Origin of the sequence: Saccharothrix sp. NRRL B-16314 (assembly GCF_000716595.1) — a bacterium.
Classification (GTDB): domain Bacteria; phylum Actinomycetota; class Actinomycetes; order Mycobacteriales; family Pseudonocardiaceae; genus Actinosynnema.
In genome coordinates this window covers 247,536-265,446 of the sequence record NZ_JNXC01000003.1, presented here as the reverse complement: position 1 = coordinate 265,446, position 17,911 = coordinate 247,536, and the positions used below count along the sequence as shown (strand labels likewise).

At 72.0% G+C, this 17,911-nt stretch carries 15 protein-coding genes; 8 read left to right on the top strand and 7 right to left on the bottom strand.

Features of this window, described 5'->3' with window-relative positions; genetic code table 11:
* The first annotated feature begins 73 nt into the window (after nucleotides 1-73).
* On the top strand, nucleotides 74-2,005 hold the full coding sequence (locus tag OQ02_RS08280) for a patatin-like phospholipase family protein (protein WP_033437662.1): 1,932 nt from the start codon (nucleotides 74-76) through the stop codon (nucleotides 2,003-2,005).
* A 24-nt stretch (nucleotides 2,006-2,029) separates the two neighbouring features.
* Here OQ02_RS08280 and OQ02_RS08275 read toward each other — a convergent pair whose 3' ends face one another.
* On the bottom strand, nucleotides 2,030-2,830 hold the full coding sequence (locus OQ02_RS08275) for an SAM-dependent methyltransferase (RefSeq protein ID WP_033437661.1): 801 nt from the start codon (nucleotides 2,828-2,830) through the stop codon (nucleotides 2,030-2,032).
* Nucleotides 2,831-2,939: 109 nt separating this feature from the next.
* Entirely contained in the window at nucleotides 2,940-3,269 is a 330-nt protein-coding gene (locus OQ02_RS08270) for a hypothetical protein (RefSeq protein WP_033437660.1), read from the bottom strand.
* Nucleotides 3,270-3,331: 62 nt separating this feature from the next.
* Here OQ02_RS08270 and lon point away from each other — a divergent pair, with 62 nt between their 5' ends.
* On the top strand, nucleotides 3,332-5,728 hold the full coding sequence (gene lon, locus OQ02_RS08265; RefSeq protein ID WP_033437659.1) for an endopeptidase La: 2,397 nt from the start codon (nucleotides 3,332-3,334) through the stop codon (nucleotides 5,726-5,728).
* A gap of 147 nt (nucleotides 5,729-5,875) precedes the next feature.
* Nucleotides 5,876-6,388 (top strand): hypothetical protein, encoded by a 513-nt coding sequence (locus tag OQ02_RS08260; RefSeq protein ID WP_033437658.1) that lies wholly within the window; start codon nucleotides 5,876-5,878, stop codon nucleotides 6,386-6,388.
* Here OQ02_RS08260 and OQ02_RS46635 read toward each other — a convergent pair.
* Together OQ02_RS46635 and OQ02_RS08250 are read right to left on the bottom strand one after the other, a co-directional pair.
* On the bottom strand, nucleotides 6,385-8,046 hold the full coding sequence (locus OQ02_RS46635) for a PstS family phosphate ABC transporter substrate-binding protein (protein WP_269321598.1): 1,662 nt from the start codon (nucleotides 8,044-8,046) through the stop codon (nucleotides 6,385-6,387). The two genes, OQ02_RS08260 and OQ02_RS46635, sit on opposite strands and share 4 nt — an antisense overlap.
* A gap of 83 nt (nucleotides 8,047-8,129) precedes the next feature.
* Complete coding sequence (locus tag OQ02_RS08250) at nucleotides 8,130-8,948, bottom strand: polysaccharide deacetylase family protein (RefSeq protein WP_063747027.1); 819 nt, start codon at nucleotides 8,946-8,948, stop codon at nucleotides 8,130-8,132.
* 144 nt (nucleotides 8,949-9,092) lie between these two features.
* Between OQ02_RS08250 and OQ02_RS08245 the strand changes: the two genes are divergently transcribed.
* On the top strand, nucleotides 9,093-9,620 hold the full coding sequence (locus OQ02_RS08245) for a YbhB/YbcL family Raf kinase inhibitor-like protein (protein ID WP_033437982.1): 528 nt from the start codon (nucleotides 9,093-9,095) through the stop codon (nucleotides 9,618-9,620).
* A 52-nt stretch (nucleotides 9,621-9,672) separates the two neighbouring features.
* Nucleotides 9,673-11,049, top strand: a complete 1,377-nt coding sequence (locus tag OQ02_RS08240) for a mycothione reductase (RefSeq protein ID WP_033437981.1) — start codon at nucleotides 9,673-9,675, stop codon at nucleotides 11,047-11,049.
* A 107-nt stretch (nucleotides 11,050-11,156) separates the two neighbouring features.
* Here OQ02_RS08240 and OQ02_RS08235 read toward each other — a convergent pair whose 3' ends face one another.
* Nucleotides 11,157-12,335, bottom strand: coding sequence for an MFS transporter (locus tag OQ02_RS08235; RefSeq protein WP_033437657.1), 1,179 nt, complete (start codon nucleotides 12,333-12,335; stop codon nucleotides 11,157-11,159).
* A 161-nt stretch (nucleotides 12,336-12,496) separates the two neighbouring features.
* On the opposite strand from OQ02_RS08235, the gene OQ02_RS08230 reads away from it, so the two are divergent.
* Entirely contained in the window at nucleotides 12,497-13,168 is a 672-nt protein-coding gene (locus OQ02_RS08230) for a FadR/GntR family transcriptional regulator (RefSeq protein ID WP_033437656.1), read from the top strand.
* Between the two features lie 4 nt (nucleotides 13,169-13,172).
* Here OQ02_RS08230 and OQ02_RS08225 read toward each other — a convergent pair whose 3' ends face one another.
* A complete protein-coding gene (locus OQ02_RS08225) occupies nucleotides 13,173-14,081 on the bottom strand; it encodes a LysR family transcriptional regulator (protein ID WP_033437655.1) in 909 nt (302 codons plus the stop codon).
* Nucleotides 14,082-14,154: 73 nt separating this feature from the next.
* On the opposite strand from OQ02_RS08225, the gene OQ02_RS08220 reads away from it, so the two are divergent.
* Together OQ02_RS08220 and OQ02_RS08215 are read left to right on the top strand one after the other, a co-directional pair.
* Complete coding sequence (locus OQ02_RS08220) at nucleotides 14,155-15,066, top strand: EamA family transporter (protein ID WP_033437654.1); 912 nt, start codon at nucleotides 14,155-14,157, stop codon at nucleotides 15,064-15,066.
* A gap of 10 nt (nucleotides 15,067-15,076) precedes the next feature.
* Nucleotides 15,077-16,009: a pentapeptide repeat-containing protein gene (locus OQ02_RS08215; RefSeq protein WP_231499913.1), complete on the top strand. Its 933-nt coding sequence runs from the start codon at nucleotides 15,077-15,079 to the stop codon at nucleotides 16,007-16,009.
* Nucleotides 16,010-16,384: 375 nt separating this feature from the next.
* Here the strand turns inward: OQ02_RS08215 and OQ02_RS08210 are convergent, their stop codons facing one another.
* Entirely contained in the window at nucleotides 16,385-17,908 is a 1,524-nt protein-coding gene (locus OQ02_RS08210) for a cobyric acid synthase (RefSeq protein WP_033437979.1), read from the bottom strand.
* Between the last annotated feature and the right edge of the window lie 3 nt (nucleotides 17,909-17,911).

Here is a 17,911-nt window from a genome sequence, read left to right as displayed (position 1 = left end):
GCCGCCGTCGCCGGCACGAATCCTCGGTGAACAACCGATTGGTCTAGAGCCATGCGCCCGTCACGGCGAGACCATGGAGGCCGGGAGGTTCGCCATGGCCGAGGACTTCAACCGGTACTGCGACCTGACGATGCGGGGCGGGGCGACGAGCGGCGTCGTGTACCCGTGGGCCGTTGTGGAGTTGGCCGAGCACTACCGCTTCCGCTCGTTGGGCGGGGCTTCGGCGGGCGCCATCGGGGCCGCGTTCACGGCCGCCGCCGAGAAGGGGCGCGACCAGGGCGGGTTCCGGAAGCTCAAGGAGGTCGTCGACTGGTTCGCCGCGCCCGGCTGGCGGATGGCGCAGCTCTTCCAACCCAGCGAGCACACCCGCAAGCTGTACCGGATCGTGGCGGCCTCGATGCAGCGCCGCGACTCGACCGGTCGGAGTGCGCTGACCTGCATGCTCCTCGCCCTGATCAGCGCGATCGGGTGGCGTGCGCGCCTCTTCCTCGGCTTAGCCCTGGCGTTGTGGCTGACCGGGCCGACACTCTGGTTCCACGCGATCGAGTGGGGTTCGACGCCGACGTGGGCACTGGTCGGGCTCACGGTCGTCGTCCTGATCGCCGTGGCCTCGATCGTGTTGAGAATCCTCCCGAAGGGCCGGGACGCGTGGCTGCGGCGCATCGGCACCGCGCTGCTCCTCGTCCTCCCGCTGATCCCGGTCGCCCTCGGCACCCGGTGGACGGCGCCGAGCCTGGCGAGCGCGGCCACCGCCGCGGTGTGGTGGCTGGTGCTCGGGTTCGCGTTCGTCAGCGCCGTCGTGGTCACGTACGGCTTGAGCGCGAAGCGGTTCCTCGACCGCATGGCCACGACCATCCACTTCGGACTGGTCCCCGGCACGGGAACCTTCAAGCCCAACTTCTGGGACCGCCGCTGCGGCGTGCCCGAGTCGACCGGTGTGCCGCCGTTGAGCGACTGGGTCGCGGAACGGCTGGACGACCTGTCCGGCACGGCGGACCTCACGTTCGCCGACCTGACCACGAACCTCGTGCTGATGACCACCGACCTGTCCGAGGGCCGCCCCTACCGACTGCCGTTCACCGACCCGCCCGCCGCGTGGCTGTTCTGCCCCACCTGCCTGGAAACCGTTCTACCGCAACGGATCGTGGCCAAGCTGGGCACCGAAGCCACCGACCACCGCTGCCCGCTGCACCCCGCCGACACCGTCAACGTGCTGCCGCGGGACCTGCCGGTCGCGCTGGCCGTGCGGATGAGCATGCCGCTGCCCGGCCTGATCGCGGCGGTCCCGCTGGTGCGCGCCGAACCGGAGCCGCGCGTGCACTGGTTCTCCGACGGCGGCATCACCAGCAACTTCCCGATCCACTTCTTCGACAACCTGCTCCCCCGCTGGCCGACGTTCGGGCTGAGCCTCCAGTCCTACCCGCCGGGCGACGAGCAGGACGTGTGGCTGCCCGAGCAGGACGCGTCCACCAGCGGCACGCCGTGGCGCGGCATCGGGCTGGTCCGGCACTTCGCCACGGCGATCCTCGACACCATGCTGGGCTGGCGCGACACCACGCAGTCCGCCCTCCCCGGCTACCGCGGCCGGATCGCGCACGTCCGCGTCGGCGCGCTGGAAGGCGGCACGAACCTGTTCATGCGCCCGGAGACGATCCTCGCGCTGGCCGAGCGGGGCGCGAAGGCGGGACGGCTGCTGCGCACCCGGTTTACCGAGGACGACGCCACCAAGACCGACCGCTACCGCTGGATCAGGATGCGGCTGGCCATGCGGGAGTACCGGCAGCTCGCCGAGCAGTCCGGCGAACGCGCCGACCTCTACCGCGACCTGACCGCCCGCTACCGCATCCCCGAGGACCTGCACGGCTGGTTCACCACACCGCCGGACACCGACCCGAACGCGCGCGAGATCGGGCTCACGCTGGACGCGCTCGACGCGATCCCCCGCGACCCGTTCGACGGCGAACCACCCGTCGACCCCGACCTGCGCCTGACCCCACCGGAATGACGGTCGCACAGGCACCGTCGGGTGCTACGGCTTGCGACCCACCCCGGCGTACGCGTTGATGAAGGCGTCGTCCGAGTCACGCCGCCAGTCCGACAGCGGCACGACACCGGGCTCCACGACGTCCAGGCCGGTGAAGAAGGCGGCGACCTCCTCACCCGAGCGCAGCACCAGCGGGCTGTCGGTGCGGCTGTAGATGGCGTTGACCTTCTCGCCGCTCCGCTGCTCCTCCTGCGTCACGCCGTCCCAGCTGCCGTGCGAGATGGCCACGAAACTGCCCGGCGCGAGCGCGTCGCGGTACCGGGCGATGGCCTGGTGCGGCTCGTCCGAGTCCGGCACGAAGTGCAGCACGGCGACCATCAGCAGGCCGATGGGCCGGTCGAAGTCGAGCATCGCGCGGACCTCTTCGCTGCCCAGCACCGAGTCCGGGTCGCGGAGGTCGCCCTGGATGGCCACGGCGAGCGGGTTGTCCGCGAGCAGGGCGGTGCTGTGGGCGACCGCGACGGGCTCGACGTCGGCGTACACGACCCGCGCGTCCGGGTTGGACTGCTGGGCGATCTCGTGCACGTTGCCGACGGTCGGGATGCCCGATCCGAGGTCCAGGAACTGGTCGATGCCCTGGGACAGCAGGTACCGCACGGCCCGGCGGAGGAACGAGCGGTTGGCCCGCGCGGCACCGGACATGCCGGGGAAGATCTGCTCGACCGACTTGGCCGCCTCGCGGTCCACCGCGAAGTTGTGCGACCCGCCCAGGAAGTAGTCGTACATCCGGGCCGCGCTCGGCCGGTCCAGGTCCACGGATGACGGAACCCAGCTCGCCTGCTCCATGCGCACACATCTCCTCGTCAGTCGACTGCGTGATCGTTCCGGTGGGGCCGACCCGGCACAACCCCCGAATGGACGCTCGCGCCCACCCGGCGCAACCCTGCCAGGAGCGTCAGCCGGTCGGCCACTCGCCGTCCGCCGGGCACTCCTCCGCGCCCGGCTCGGCCGCCGGCAGGACGAACGCCTCGACCTTCTTGGCGTTCGGGTAGAGGGTGCGGAAGTCTGCGGCCAGCGCAGTCGCGTCCACGCCCTCCTCCGGCAGCACCTGCGCCACCGCCTGCATGATCTCCACCCTGGCGAGCTCCGCCTTCTCCGGCTGCTGGGCGTACATCTCCTGGAACAGGGCGAACGCCTCGGCCTTCGTCTGCGTGTACACGCGGCGCAACCGGTCCACGGACTTTCGGGACGGACTGCGACCGGGGTGCTCGCTCAGGGCGAACACCAGCCGGAAACAATCCCGCGCTCACCTTGGTTGAGCCAGTCAGACTCAACTTTGGAGGGATCATGGGCGAGACGTTGGCGCTGCCGGTGCTGCCGCTGGACGACGTGGTCGTGCTGCCGGGCATGGTCGTGCCGATCCGCCTCAGCGGCTCGGACGCCACCGCCGAGGCCCGCGCCGCGATCGAGGCCGCGACGGCCGCCGGTGAGGCAGCCGGAAGTGAGGCAACAGGCGGTGAGGCAACAGGCGGCCGGTCGCAGGTGCTGCTGGTGCCCAGGCTCGACGGCAAGTACGCGAAGGTCGGCACGCTGGCGGTGATCGAGCAGGTCGGCCGGCTCTCCGGCGGCGAGCGCGCGGCCGTCGTGCGCGGCACGGACCGGGTCCGCATCGGCACCGGCACGACCGGGCCGGGCGCGGCGCTGTGGGTGGAGGCGACGGTGGCCGACGAGCCGCCGGTGGACGACCGCACCCGCGAGCTGGCCCGCGAGTACCGGGCGCTGGTCACCACGATCCTCCAGCAGCGCGGCGCGTGGCAGGTGGTCGACTCGGTGCAGCAGGTGGACGACCCGTCCGCGCTGGCCGACCTCGCCGGGTACGCCTCGTACCTGGACGACACCCGGAAGGTCTGGCTGCTGGAGACCAGCGACGTCGCGGAGCGGCTGGAGAAGCTGCTGGAGTGGGGCCGCGAGCACCTGACCGAGCTGGACGTGGCCGAGACGATCCGCAAGGACGTCAAGGAAGGCGTGGAGAAGCAGCAGCGGGAGTTCCTGCTGCGCCAACAGCTGGCCGCGATCCGCAAGGAACTGGCCGAGCTGGACGGCAAGCCCGCCACCGAGGAGCAGGACTACCGGGCCCGGGTCGAGGGCGCGGACCTGCCGGACAACGTGCGCAAGGCGGCGCTGGCCGAGGTCGACAAGCTGGAGCGGACGTCCGAGCAGTCGCCCGAGGTCGGCTGGATCAGGACGTGGCTGGACACGGTGCTGGAGCTGCCGTGGAACGAGCGCACCGAGGAGTCGTACGACATCGCGGGCGCGCGGGCCGTGCTGGACGCCGACCACGCCGGGCTGGACGACGTGAAGGAGCGCATCACCGAGTACCTGGCGGTGCGGCGCCGGCGGGAAGACCGCGGCCTGGGTGTCGTGGGCGGACGGCGTTCCGGCGCGGTGCTCGCGCTGGTCGGGCCGCCCGGCGTGGGCAAGACGTCGCTGGGCGAGTCGGTCGCGCGGGCCATGGGCCGCAAGTTCGTCCGGGTCGCGCTGGGCGGTGTGCGGGACGAGGCGGAGATCCGCGGCCACCGGCGCACGTACGTCGGCGCGTTGCCGGGCCGGATCGTACGGGCGATCTCCGAGGCCGGTTCGATGAACCCGGTCGTGCTGCTGGACGAGATCGACAAGGTCGGCGCGGACTACCGGGGCGACCCGACCGCGGCACTGCTGGAGGTGCTCGACCCGGCGCAGAACCACACGTTCCGCGACCACTACCTGGAGGTCGAGCTGGACCTGTCGGACGTGGTGTTCCTGGCCACGGCCAACGTGCTGGAGTCCATCCCCGGCCCGCTGCTCGACCGGATGGAACTGGTGCGGCTGGACGGTTACACCGAGGACGAGAAGGTCGTCATCGGCCGCGACCACCTGCTGCCGCGGCAGGTCGAGCGGGCGGGGCTCACGTCCGACGACGTCACGGTGACCGAGGAGTCGCTGCGGAAGCTGGCGGGCGAGTACACGCGTGAGGCGGGCGTGCGGCAGTTGGAGCGCTCGCTGGCGCGAATCCTGCGGAAGGTCACGGCACGCGTCGCGCTGGACGAGGCCGAGCTGCCGGTGACGGTGGACGTGCCCGACCTGCGCGGCTACCTGGGATCGCCCAAGCACACGCCGGAATCGGCCGAGCGGACGGCGGTGCCCGGTGTGGCGACGGGCCTCGCGGTCACCGGCGCGGGCGGTGACGTGCTGTTCGTCGAGGCGTCGCTGGCGTCGTCGGGCACGGGTGCGGCCGGCGTCACGCTGACCGGTCAGCTCGGTGACGTGATGAAGGAGTCGGCGCAGATCGCGTTGTCGTACCTGCGGTCGAACGACGCCCGCGCCGAGGCGTTGGCGGAGCGCGGGGTGCACATCCACGTGCCGGCGGGCGCGGTGCCGAAGGACGGGCCGTCGGCGGGCGTGACGATGACGACGGCGTTGGCGTCGCTGCTGTCCGGGCGCCCGGTGCGGGCGGACGTGGCGATGACCGGCGAGGTGTCGCTGACCGGGCGGGTGCTGCCGATCGGCGGGGTCAAGCAGAAGCTGCTGGCCGCGCACCGTGCGGGCATCACCACCGTGCTGCTGCCGCAGCGCAACGAGCCCGACCTGGACGAGGTGCCGGAGTCGGTGCTGGCGGAGCTGACCGTGCATTTGGTCGGCGACGTGCGCGAGGTGCTGGACCTGGCGTTGGAACCGGCCGGGGCGACCGCCGCGGTGGCCGCCTGACGGTCCCGGTGCGTTCCCGGTGCAACCCCGGTCGACCACGTGTCGGCCGGGGTTTCGCCGTTGCGCCGATCGGGCGACGTCGGAAACGGATCCGCCCGGCGGGCCGACAGGGGGACCATGAGCCGCCGGACCGCAGGGAACCACCCAGTGAAGTCACAACGCGCCGAACCGTCGCCGGAGTCCGTCGTCCTGCTGGTCGGGGTCGTGGGGCTGATCCTCACCATCGCCTTGGGAACCGCCGGGTTCGTCGTGGGCGGCGTCCTGGTCGTGCTGGTGGCGTTCGGCTTGGTCAAGCAGCACAAGAAGCCCCTCGTGGAGGCCGCGGCCGGACCCGGGACGTTGCCCGCGGAGCACTCGGTCACCGTGACCGGCGAGGAGCGGTACCAGGACGTGCTGGCCCTGCTCGCGCCCACGCCGCCGACGGACGTCGTGGCCGAACTCCGGGACTGCGTGATCACCAAGGGCACCCACCAGGGTGAGCACACCCTCGAAGTGCTGGTGGGCGGGCGACCCGTCGGCCGCCTCACGCACGCCATGGGCCGCCGCTACGGGCAGGTCGTCGAGGAGTGGCGCGCGAACACCGGGCCGGCGCTGTGCCAGGCCATCGTCACCCACGAAGGCACCCGGGGCTTCCAGATCACCGTGCTCTTACCCCGTTAACGCAGGTTGCACAGGTCCAGCGGCGCGCCGTCTGCGGTCATGCAGGGCAGGTACCCGGCGTCCTTCATCCGCACCCGCGCGCCGTCGTGCTCCCGCGCGTACTTGAGGAACCGGCCCGCCGGCGAGTCCGCGGCCGGCTCCGACCGCGCGTACAGGTACTCCACCGTCCAGAACGGGTAGCCCGCCTCCACGCCCACCGCCGCGTCGAACACCTTGCCGTCCAACGACAACGCGGTCAGCGCGTTCGTCTTGCGGGCCTCCGCCACGGACGGCGCGTCGGCGTACCCGATCGCGCCCTCCACCGCCCCGATCTCCCGCACCACGTCGGCGTTCTCATCCCGCTCGCACCGGATCACCGGCGCGTCCGGCGCGCGGTCCTTCGCCCGGCAGTCGTTGGAGGACAACGCGCTCTCGCTCGTACCCAGGACCCGCTGCTCGAACAGCTCCCGCGTCCCCGACTCACCGCCCCGGCCGACGATCCGGATGGGCAACGGCGCACCGCCGCGCAGCTGGCTCCAGTCCGTGTAGGCGCCCGCGTAGATGGCGCGCAGCTGCTCCACCGTGATGGTGTCCAGCCCGACCGAGCCGTGCACCACCACGTGGTAGACCACGATCGCGAGCTGCTGCGTGAAGACGCCCTCCACGGCCTGCTTGCCGTCGGACAGCGCCACCAGGCCCTCTTCGCCACCGACGACCTCGCGCACGCCCTGGATGCTGCCGGTCGCGGACGTGGTGACGGTCGCGCCGGGGCACGCCTGCTCGTACTGGTCGGCGATGGCGGCCATGGTCGGCATGAACACGCTCGACCCCTCCACCCGCAACGTGCCCGACGCGCACGCCACCGTCGCGTCGTTCGAATCCGGCGGCAGCGCCAGCACCAGCACCAGGACGGCCGCGAGCAGCGCGGCCAGGCCACCGGTGAGCCGGGGCAGGGTGAGCAGCCGTTCCGGGCGCTCGTCGTGCACGATGCCCGCGCCGGCGAGGTCGCCGACGATCTTCACGTCCTTGCCGAGCTCGCCCGTCGGGTTGCCGTCCGGCTCGCGCAGCACCACCAGCAGCTTGAACTTCTGCTTGCGCCGCACCGTGAGGTTCTCCAGCCGCACCCCGTGCCACACCGGCTCGCCCGGCGGGTCCGCGGCCACCGCCAGCCCACCCCACCGGGCCACCCGCTGCGCCATCCGCGCCCGCACCGTCGGCAGCGACGCCCGCGAGGACTCCTTGGAGTCGGCTTCCCGGGGGTCGGGACCGGTGCCGAAGAACTGGAGGCTGCGCCGGACCTCGTCCTTCAGCTCGTCCGACCCCGCCTCGGACACCCTGGCGTTCCACACGATCCGGTCGCCGAAGGTGAACGTCAGCGGTTGGGCGAAGTCGCCGCCGTCGATGTCGTAGGTGCCCGTGTTGCGCACCCGGACCACGACGATGCTCATCCGGTCCAGCACCCGCACCAGCTCGCGCAGCTGCGGCGAGTTCGGGTCGGTGCCGTCGTGCAGCTGTTCCGGCCCGAGACCGATCTTGGAGTTGTAGAGCACGCGGAACCCGAGCCTCTTGCGGCGCACGAAGAGCCGGTCGATGACCGGAGCGGCGAACAGCAAGCCGATCGCGAGCAGCACCGGGCCCGGTCCACCCAGGAAGTCCAACGCGGAACGCAGCACCTGCACACCGAATTCTCGGTCGGCGGACCGACCGCGGACCGGGCGATCACCGGACGTTCACCACGACTTCACGGCGCGGCAAGGAGGTGTCACGCGATGGCGTCGCGGTCCGCCAGGAAGTCCTCCAGCACGACGGGGGTGACGCCGTCGAGCTTGCAGCGTTCGAGGAAGGCGAGGAAGTCCTCCACGAACGTGGTCCGGAAGTGCATCAGCACGATGTCGCCGGGGTTCAGCCGGCCGCCCGCCTGGAACTGCACGACACCGTCGTTGACGGCCGCGGTCCACATGACCAGCGCGGTGAACCCGCAGTCGGCGGCGGCCCGGCGGGTGGTGTGGTCGAAGTTCCCGAACGGCGGGCGGAACAGCTTCGGCTGCGCGCCCAGCTGCCCGCGGAGCAGGTCGGCGTTGCCGCAGATCTCCCCGCGCTGGAAGTCGTACGAGGTGCCGGTGAGGTCGGGGTGGGTCGCGGTGTGCGCGTGCACCCGTGCGGCGCCCTGGAAGGTCTTGAAGTAGTCGGCGTGGCCGTCGACGTGCTTGGAGTTGAGGAAGAGCGTCGGCTCGACGCCGCTCTTGCGCATCAGCTCCAGCGCGGCGGGGTGGCGGACCGCGCCGTCGTCGACGGTGATGAACACGTACGGCCGGTCGGTCTCGATCCGGCGGACCACCGGCACCAGCCCGTCGACGGTCGGCGGCACGTGCTGTTGGGGTGTCCCGAAGGCGTACGGCGGCTGGAAGACGGGGACCGTGGTGCCGCCCGGACCCGGCAAGGCCGTCGGCGGTGTGGTCGTGGTGGTGGTCGTCGCCGTTGTCGTGGTGGTCGTCGTCGCCGGCGGCCGTGCTTCCGGCTGTGGTGCGCACGCCACCGCGACGACCGCTGCCAACGCCATCGCCATCGCCCTGGGTCTCATCCGTGTCCCCTCGAACTTTGTCACCCGATCGGGTGACGTTCACGGGGCATGAGACGCCACGCGGATCACTCTGGTTGCCCTGCGGCCCGGAAGTGCCGGCGATAAGGTCCTGCGGGTCCCGCAAGATCACGAGTGGAGGACCTGATGAGCCTCGAGCGCCCCACCGCTCCCGACCCCTACTCGCTGCTGCCCCGGGTGGCGTCGTTCACGGTCGACTCGACCGACGTGGCCGATGGCCAGGCGCTGGCGCAGGCACACGTGTTCGAGGGCGGCAACACCTCGCCCCAACTGAGCTGGACCGGGTTCCCGGACGGGACGAAGAGCTTCGTCGTGACGTGCTTCGACCCCGACGCGCCGATCCCGTCCGGCTTCTGGCACTGGGTCGCGGTGAACATCCCGGCGTCGGTGACCTCGCTGGACACCGGCGCGGGCGCCTCCGACGACACGCTGCCCGACGGCGCGTTCCACGTCCGCAACGACTTCGGCACGCGGGCGTTCGGCGGTGCCGCGCCGCCGCCCGGCGACCAGGTGCACCGGTACTGCTTCGTGGTGCACGCGGTGGACGTGGAGGCGCTGGACGTGGACGGAGACTCGTCACCGGCCGTGGTCGGCTTCAACCTGGCGTTCCACACGCTGGCCCGCGCCGTCCTGGTGCCGACGTACGCGCACTGACCGGACGCGCGGTTCGGGAATGATCGCCTCACGTCGTGGGTTGCAGCACGACGTGAGGCACTTCGACCTGGTCATCATCGGCACCGGTTCCGGCAACTCCATCGCGGACGAGCGGTTCGCCGGCTGGAACATCGCGATCGTCGAGAAAGGCGTGTTCGGCGGCACGTGCCTGAACGTCGGGTGCATCCCCACCAAGATGTTCGTGCACACCGCGGACGTCGCCGCCGCACCCGGCTCGGGCGCGCGGCTCGGCGTGGACGCGCACCTCGACGGCGTCCGGTGGACGGACGTGCGCGACCGGATCTTCGGGCGCATCGACCCCATCTCCGAGGGCGGGCGCCGCTGGCGGGCCGAGGAGAACGCGAACGTCACCGTGTTCGCGGGCACGGCCCGGTTCACCGGCCCGAAGACCCTGGACACCGGCACCGGCGAGGTGATCACCGGCGACCGGTTCGTGCTGGCCGCGGGCAGCCGCCCGACCGTGCCGGACGTGGCGGACCTCGACGAGGTCGGCTACCACACCAGCGACACGATCATGCGCCTCGACGCCCTGCCCGCCCGGATGACCATCCTGGGCAGCGGGTTCGTGGCGGCCGAGTTCGCGCACGTGTTCTCGTCGTTCGGGGTCGCGGTGACCCTGATCGCGCGGTCCGACCTGCTGCTGCGGCACGAGGACCGGGAGGTCGCCGCCCGGTTCACGCAGGTCGCGTCCGAGAAGTGGGACGTGCGGCTCAAGCGCAAGGCGGTGCGGGCCGAGCGCGCGGACGGCGTGGTGCGGCTGCACCTGGAGGGGCCGAACGGCGCGGAGGTCGTGGAGTCCGAGGAACTGCTCGTCGCGGTCGGCCGGACGCCGAACTCGGACCTGCTGGACCTGCCCGCCGCCGGTGTGGCGGTGCACCCGGACGGCCGGATCGCCGTGGACGAGTACCAGCGGACGTCCGTCGAGGGCGTGTACGCGATGGGTGACGTCAGCTCGGAGTACCAGCTCAAGCACGTGGCCAACCACGAGGCGCGGGTCGTGCAGCACAACCTGCTGCACCCGGACGAGCCGATCGCCTCGGACCACCGCTTCGTGCCCGCCGCGGTCTTCTCGTCGCCGCAGGTGGCGTCGGTCGGGTTGACCGAGGAGCAGGCCGTCGAGCGCGGGGTGCGGTACGTGGCGGCGGCGCAGGCCTACGCGTCCATCGCGTACGGCTGGGCGATGGAGGACACCACGGGCTTCGCGAAGGTCCTGGCCGACCCCGACACCGGGTTGATCCTCGGCGCGCACGTCATCGGGCCGCAGGCGTCGAGCGTGATCCAGCCGGTGATCCAGGCCATGAGCTTCGGCCTGGACGCGAAGTCGATGGCGCGCGGCCAGTACTGGATCCACCCGGCCATGCCCGAGGTGATCGAGAACGCCCTGCTCAACCTGCCGCTGAACGGCTGAGCCGGCACTGAGTGGACGGGAGGCCCGGCCGTACCCCTCGTGCGGCCGGGATCTCCCGTTCAGGTCTGTAACCGGCACATCGCAGCGAACTCGTGAGGTGTTATCAGCTACACCGTGCGGGGGCGGCCGGCGATCCAGCCGAGGGTGGTCAGGACGGCCAGCAGGGCGGCCAGGACGAGCATCGACAGAGTCCACGTGCCCGTCGCACCGCGCAGCACGCCGAACGCGAACGGCCCGGTGGCCGAGATCAGGTAGCCGATGCTCTGCGCCATCGCGGACAGCCGGGCGGTGTCCGCGCCGGACGTCGTGCGCAGCGAGATCATCACCAGTGCCAGCGGGAACATGCCCATGCCCAGGCCGACCAGGACCACCCACAGGCCGGGCGCGGCGGCGGGTGCGAGGGCCAGGCCGAGCACCCCGAGGATCGCCGGCACACCCAGGGCCAGCACCAGACCGGACTGGCCGGGACGCCGTGCCGCGAGCGGCGGGACGATCAGGCTCACCGGGACACCGAGCACCATCGTGATCGCGAGGAGCAGGCCGGCGGTCGTCCGGTCCACGCCCGCGTCACCGAGGATCTGCGGCAGCCAGCCCATCACGGTGTAGGCGAGCAGCGACTGCAAGCCGAAGAACACCGTGATCACCCATGCCAGCGGGCTGCGGAAGAGCGACCGGACCGCCACGGGACGGTGTGCGGTCGGACGGGCGGAGAAGCCGTGTCGGGCTGCGGCCGACCACACCACCAGCGCCGCCAGCGACAGGAACGCCCAGGCGCCGACGGCCAGTCGCCACGAGCCGAAGGTGGATTCCAGACCGGGCGTGAACGCCGCGCCGAGAGCCGCGCCCGCGGCGAGGGCCGCCGTGTAGACGCCCGTCACCAGCCCGACCCGGCCGGGGAACGATTCCTTCACGACCACCGGGATCAGCACGTTGCACACCGCGATGCCCGCGCACGCGATGAACGTGCCGCCGAGCACCGCCACCGGTCCGTCCACGACCCGCAGCACCAGGCCGACGGTCAGCACCAGCAACGACAACGCCACCGCGCGCGCCATGCCCAACCGCCGCCCCAGCCACGGCGCGAGGAACGCCGCGATCCCGAAGCACACCGTCGGCACGGCCGTCAGCAGGCTCGTCCACGCCGTCGAGACGCCCAGGGACGCGCGCACGTCGCCCAGCACGGCGGCGAGGCTCGTGACGGCGGGGCGGAGGTTGGCCGCGGCCAGGGCTACGCCGATCGCCAGCAGGGTGCTGCCGACCAGGGCAACTTGGCGATTCCGACGCACCGCACCGGTCGCGGTACCGCCACGATGCGCCTCGATCGTCGCGGTGGCACCACGATCAGTGGCAATGTGGTCAGTCGAAGGTGACCGGTCTGACTTGGTCTGCTGGGTTGCCACCCGACTACTGTCTCAGACATGGGATGTCCGGATGAAAGGATGATGCTGTGCCGTTGGCCACTACTCGGCGGGCCGGACTCGTCGACCAGGTGATCGACCAGATGCGGGCTGCGATCGCCGCCGGTGAATGGCCCGTCGGCCGCCGGATCCCACCGGAACCCGAGCTGGTCACCGCGCTGGGTGTGGGCCGCAACACCGTGCGGGAGGCGGTGCGCGCGCTGTCCCACGCCGGCCTGCTCGAAGTGCGCCAAGGCGACGGCACGTTCGTCCGCGCCACCAGTGAGCTGTCCGGCGCGGTCCGCCGGATGTGCGGCAGCGAGCTGCGGGAAGTCCTCCAGGTCCGCCGGACGCTGGAGGTCGAGGGCGCCCGGCTCGCCGCGACCCACCGCACGGACGACGAGCTGCGCAGACTCGAGGTGCTCCTCGCCGAACGGGACGAAGCGCTGGCCGCCAAGGACTGGAGCCGGCTGGTCGAACGGGACGCCGCCTTCCACGTGATGCTCGTCCAGTGCTCGCACAACACCCTGCTGGCCGAGCTGTACCAGGGGCTCACCGAGGCGGTCCGGGCGAGCATCACGGCCACCGTGGACACCGACCACGAGGACGACCACGTCTCGCACACCGGCCTGCTCGACGCCGTGCGCGACCGCGACCCGGCCCGTGCCGCCGCCGAAGCGGGCGCCTTCCTGGAGGACCTGCTGGAGCGTCACACGGACTGAGCCCTCAGGCCGTCTCGCGCAGGTCCCAGCAGGCCTGCAACGCCGTGAGCGTGGCGGTGACGGCGGGACGGCGGGTGGCCTGCGTCCGCCACACCGCGAACACCCGACGGGTCGGCGTCGGCCGGAACGGCACCGCGCGCACCGAGTCCGGCAGCGCGCCGCGGCCGAGCCTGGGCAGCAGCGCCACGCCGATCCCCTTGGCCAGCAACGCCAACTGCGTCTCGTACTCGGCGATCCGGTACGCCAGGTCGGGTTCCATGCCGGCGCCGCGGAACGTGTTCACCAGCCAGTCGTGGCAGATGGTGCCCTCGGGCTGGCAGATCCACCGCTCGCCGGCCAGGTCGTCCGGCACGACGGACTCCCGCTGCGCCAACGGGTGGTCGACCGGCAGCAGCACGTCCGCGACGTCCTCGCCCAGCCGCACCCGGGACACCGGTTCCGGCACGGCCAGCGGCGCGTTGACCCAGTCGTGCGTGACGGCCAGGTCCAGCTCACCGCGTGCCACCAGCTCCAGGCAGTCGGGCGGGTCCAGCTCCACCAGCCGCACGTCGAGCTGCGGGTGGTGCTCGGCGAGGCGGACGAGCGTGGCGGGCATCAGACCTCGCGTGGCGGTGGCGAACGCGCCGACGCGCAGTTCGCCGACGGCCGCGCCGCGCTGCTCCTCCAACGCGACCTCGGCGTGCTCGACCAGCGCCAGCACCTGGCCCGCGGTGGAGGCCAGCAGGTGGGCCGCGTCGGTCAGCACGACCCCGCGCCCGCGGCGTTCCAGCAGCGTGGTGCGGGTCTCACGCTCCAGCTTGGCGATCTGCTGCGACACCGCCGACGGCGTGTAGCCCAGCGCCGTGGCCGCCGCGCCGACCGAGCCGTGCCGTGCGACCGCGTGCAGGGCGCGCAGGCGTCCGAGATCCAACATGTAGCGATTCTAAACTGAAAGCTTCAGCAATCTTCGCTAGTGCTAAACGATCTGGGCGCTGAGACTCGGAGGTGTGAAACCACGCCACGTCGCGATCGCGGTGCTCGTCGCCACCATCTGGGGCGTCAACTTCGTCGTCATCAAGGTGGGCCTGCGCGACTTCCCGCCGCTGTTCTTCACCGGGCTGCGGTTCCTGGCCGCCGCCGTGCCCGCGCTGTGGTTCGTCGGACGGCCCAAGGTGGCGTGGAAGTGGGTCGTCGCGGTCGCCCTGGCGCTCGGCGTGGCCAAGTTCGGGTTGTTGTTCGTCGGAATGGCCGCCGGGATGCCCGCGGGTCTGTCGTCACTGGTGCTGCAGAGCCAGGTGTTCTTCACGGTGCTGTTCGCGGCCGTGCTGCTGCGCGAACGGCCGCGGCCGGTGCAGCTGATCGGGATGGGCGTGGCGGCGGCGGGCATCGTGGTGATCGCGTTCGACTACGGCGTGAGCAGCCCCCTCTCGGCGTTCCTGCTGGTGGTGCTCGGCGCGGTGGCGTGGGGCCTGGCGAACGTGGCCACCCGGTACGCCCGGCCGCCGGACCCGCTCAACTTCATCGTGTGGGTCAGCGCGGTGGCCGTGCTGCCGCTGTTCGCGCTGTCACTGGTGTTCGAGGGACCGGCCGCCGACCTGGCGGCGTTGCGCGGGCTGACGTGGACGGGTGTCGGCTCGATCCTGTTCATCGCCTGGGTGTCGACGCTGCTCGGGTTCGGGCTGTGGAACCTGCTGCTGCGGACCTACGAGGCGAGCGCCGTCGTCCCGTTCGCGTTGCTGGTGCCGGTGGCCGGGATGCTGTCCGGTTGGCTGCTGTTGGACGAGACCGTCACCCCGATCCGCCTCGGCGCCGCCGCCCTCGTGATCGTCGGCATGGCCGCGACCACCGTGAAGCGGCGCGAGCGGCCCGATCAGGTACCGCCCACCTCGGTGATTGACGCCCCGGCGGCGGTCCGATGAGCTGTGGGTCGTGGAGCACCGAGTGCTGTCGGTCAGGACCATCGTGCTCTGGGCGATCGGGTTGGCGGTCGTGGCGGCGACCTCCGTGGTGCTCCTGCTGATCACGCTCGGGTCCGGCGAACCGCGCGACGGTGTGCGGCTGGACGTGGTCCGCACCGCCTCCGGCATCGTGCTCGGCACCGGCGGCGCGGCGGCGTTGCTCCTCACCGCGCGCCGCCAGCGGTACACCGAGCTGGACCTCGTGCAGAAGGACCACGACGCGACCGAACGCCGGGTCACCGAGCTGTACGGCAAGGCCGCCGACCAGTTGGGCAGCGACAAGGCGCCAGTGCGGCTGGCCGGGCTGTACGCGCTGGAGCGGCTGGCGCAGGACAACCCGGCGCACCGGCAGACGATCGTCAACCTGGTCTGCGCGTACCTGCGGATGCCGTTCACCCCGCCGCCGGAGGTGCGGGCCAGGGCACGGGTCGGGCCGCGCGACGCGGACCGCTACCAGGAGCTGGAAGTGCGGCAGACCGCCGCCGGGCTGCTGGCCACCCACTTGCGGCCGGACCGGCCCGACGCGTTCTGGGCCGACATCGGGCTCGACCTGTCCAACGCCACGCTGGTGAAGCTGACCCTGACCCACGCGCGGGTCCGGTCGGCGTCGTTCGCGGGCAGCGCGTTCGTCGGCTCGGCGGCGTTCCGCGGCACGGAGTTCACCGGGACCGCGGACTTCCGGGAGACGTGCTTCCGCGACCTGGCGGACTTCCGGCGGGTCCGGTTCGGCGACTCGGTGTTCCGGGGCGCGGTTTTCGAGGGCGGGACGGACTTCGGCGTGCACACGGCAGCTGCCCTCGCCGGCGCGCGCACCCGCACGCGGGACGTGCGGCGGAAGTGGCCGGCGGGGTGGGTGGAGCAGGCCGCCGAGCCGGAGTGGGCCGTGCTGGTAGCCGATCGATGACCGGTGATGCCCCGAACGGGCGACGTATCCCCCGGGTGGCCGCCGGTACCTTCAGTGTGTGACTACCCGTGAGCGGAGGTGTGACGTGCTAGCTCGACTGCACCTGTCCCCCCGCTGCGAGGCCGGGTTCTGACGTCCATCCGCAGACCGAAGTCCAACGCCCACTCGGACCTCTGACGTCCGCTGTGGCCTCCGACGATCCACTCACCGCCCGGATGCGTCCGCACGGTCCTCGATGAAACGACGCGGGTGGTCGACCCGGCTTGCCGGCCGGGCAGCCGCACCGTCTTTCGAGCACCGGATCGCCCACACGGCCCCGCCCACCGGTGGCACCCTCGCGCGACTTGCCGGTCGCGCGCACCGCGGTGCAGGCCGTCACGTGATCGGCGGCGCACCGGCGGGAGGGATCACCGGAAGTCCCGGCGGAGCGCCCTTCTCCAGCAACGCCCACGCCGCGTCGGTGTCCAGGTGGTCCGCGACCAGGTCACCGAGGAGGTCGAGCTGAGCGGTCCGCCGTCCGGCGAAGTCCGTGTCCGGTGCGGGGGTGAAGCCGTCCCGGCCCGCGTGGCCGGCGGCCCAGCGCAGGAACGTCCGGCGGAACGCGTCGTTCTCCAGCAACCCGTGCCAGTGCGTCCCGGCGACACGGCCGCGCAGGGCGCCTTCCGGCGTGCCGTCCGGCAGGGTCACCAAGCCCTGCTCGGCGTTGCGGGTGACCACGCCGTGGTGGATCTCGTAGCCCGTGACGGACTCGCCCAACGCGTCGCCGTGCGGCTGCCGCAAGGTCTTGTCGGGCCGGAACCGCACGTCCACGTCGAGCAGGCCCAAGCCGTCCACGGCGCCCGCGCGCGACTCGACCTCGTCCTCGATGGTCCGGCCGAGCATCTGGAACCCACCGCAGATGCCGAGCACCGGTCCGTCGTGCGCGGCGATCGCGTCGGCGAGCCCCGTGGCGCGCAGCCAGCGCAGGTCGTCGACGGTGGCCTTCGAACCCGGCACGACCACCAGGTCCGCGTCGGCCAACCGGGACGGCTCGGTGACGAACCGCACCGACACACCGGGCTCGCAGGCCAACGCCTCCACGTCGGTGGCGTTGGAGATCCGCGGCAGCCGCACCACGGCCACCCGCAGCCACTGGTCGCCGCGCGGTGGCTCCGGCCGACCGATCACGCCGTCCGCCGCGTAGGACAACGAGTCCTCCGCGTCCAGCCACAGGTCTTCCCGCCACGGCAGCACACCGAGCACCGGGCGCCCGGTGAGCGCCCGGAGCTGCCGCAGGCCGGGTTCCAGCAACGCCGGGTCACCGCGGAACTTGTTCACCACGAACCCGCCGACCAGCGCCTGGTCCGCCGGGTCGAGCAGCGCCAGCGTGCCGAAGAGGTGCGCGAACACCCCGCCGCGGTCGATGTCGCCGACCACGATCACCGGCAGGTTCGCCGCCCGCGCCAGCCCCATGTTCGCGATGTCGTTCGCCCTGAGGTTGATCTCGGCCGGCGACCCCGCGCCCTCGCAGACCACCACCTCGTAGTCGTCCCGCAGACTGTCCAAAGTGGAGAGAACGGTGGTGAGCAGCTCGGCCTTGCGCTCGCGGTAGGACAGCGCGGACACCTCGCCCACGGCCCGGCCCAGCACCACGACCTGCGAACTGCGGTCGCCGCCGGGCTTGAGCAGCACCGGGTTGAACCGCACGCTCGGCTCCAACCCGCACGCGGCGGCCTGGAGCGCCTGCGCGCGGCCGATCTCGCCGCCGTCCCGCGTCACGACCGAGTTGTTGGACATGTTCTGCGCCTTGAACGGAGCCGTCCGCACCCCGCGCCGGGTGAGCCACCGGCACAGACCGGCGGTCAGCACGCTCTTCCCCGCGTCCGACGTCGTACCCGCGACGAGCAACGCACCCCGCACCAC

What these genes read in the sequence shown, in the direction of transcription:
- OQ02_RS08250 (WP_063747027.1), bottom strand. Translation starts at nt 8,948, where the DNA reads ATGAGACCCAGGGCGATGGCGATGGCGTTGGCAGCGGTCGTCGCGGTG.
- OQ02_RS08280 (WP_033437662.1), top strand. Translation starts at nt 74, where the DNA reads ATGGAGGCCGGGAGGTTCGCCATGGCCGAGGACTTCAACCGGTACTGC.
- OQ02_RS08275 (WP_033437661.1), bottom strand. Translation starts at nt 2,830, where the DNA reads ATGGAGCAGGCGAGCTGGGTTCCGTCATCCGTGGACCTGGACCGGCCG.
- lon (WP_033437659.1), top strand. Translation starts at nt 3,332, where the DNA reads ATGGGCGAGACGTTGGCGCTGCCGGTGCTGCCGCTGGACGACGTGGTC.
- OQ02_RS08245 (WP_033437982.1), top strand. Translation starts at nt 9,093, where the DNA reads ATGAGCCTCGAGCGCCCCACCGCTCCCGACCCCTACTCGCTGCTGCCC.
- OQ02_RS08225 (WP_033437655.1), bottom strand. Translation starts at nt 14,081, where the DNA reads ATGTTGGATCTCGGACGCCTGCGCGCCCTGCACGCGGTCGCACGGCAC.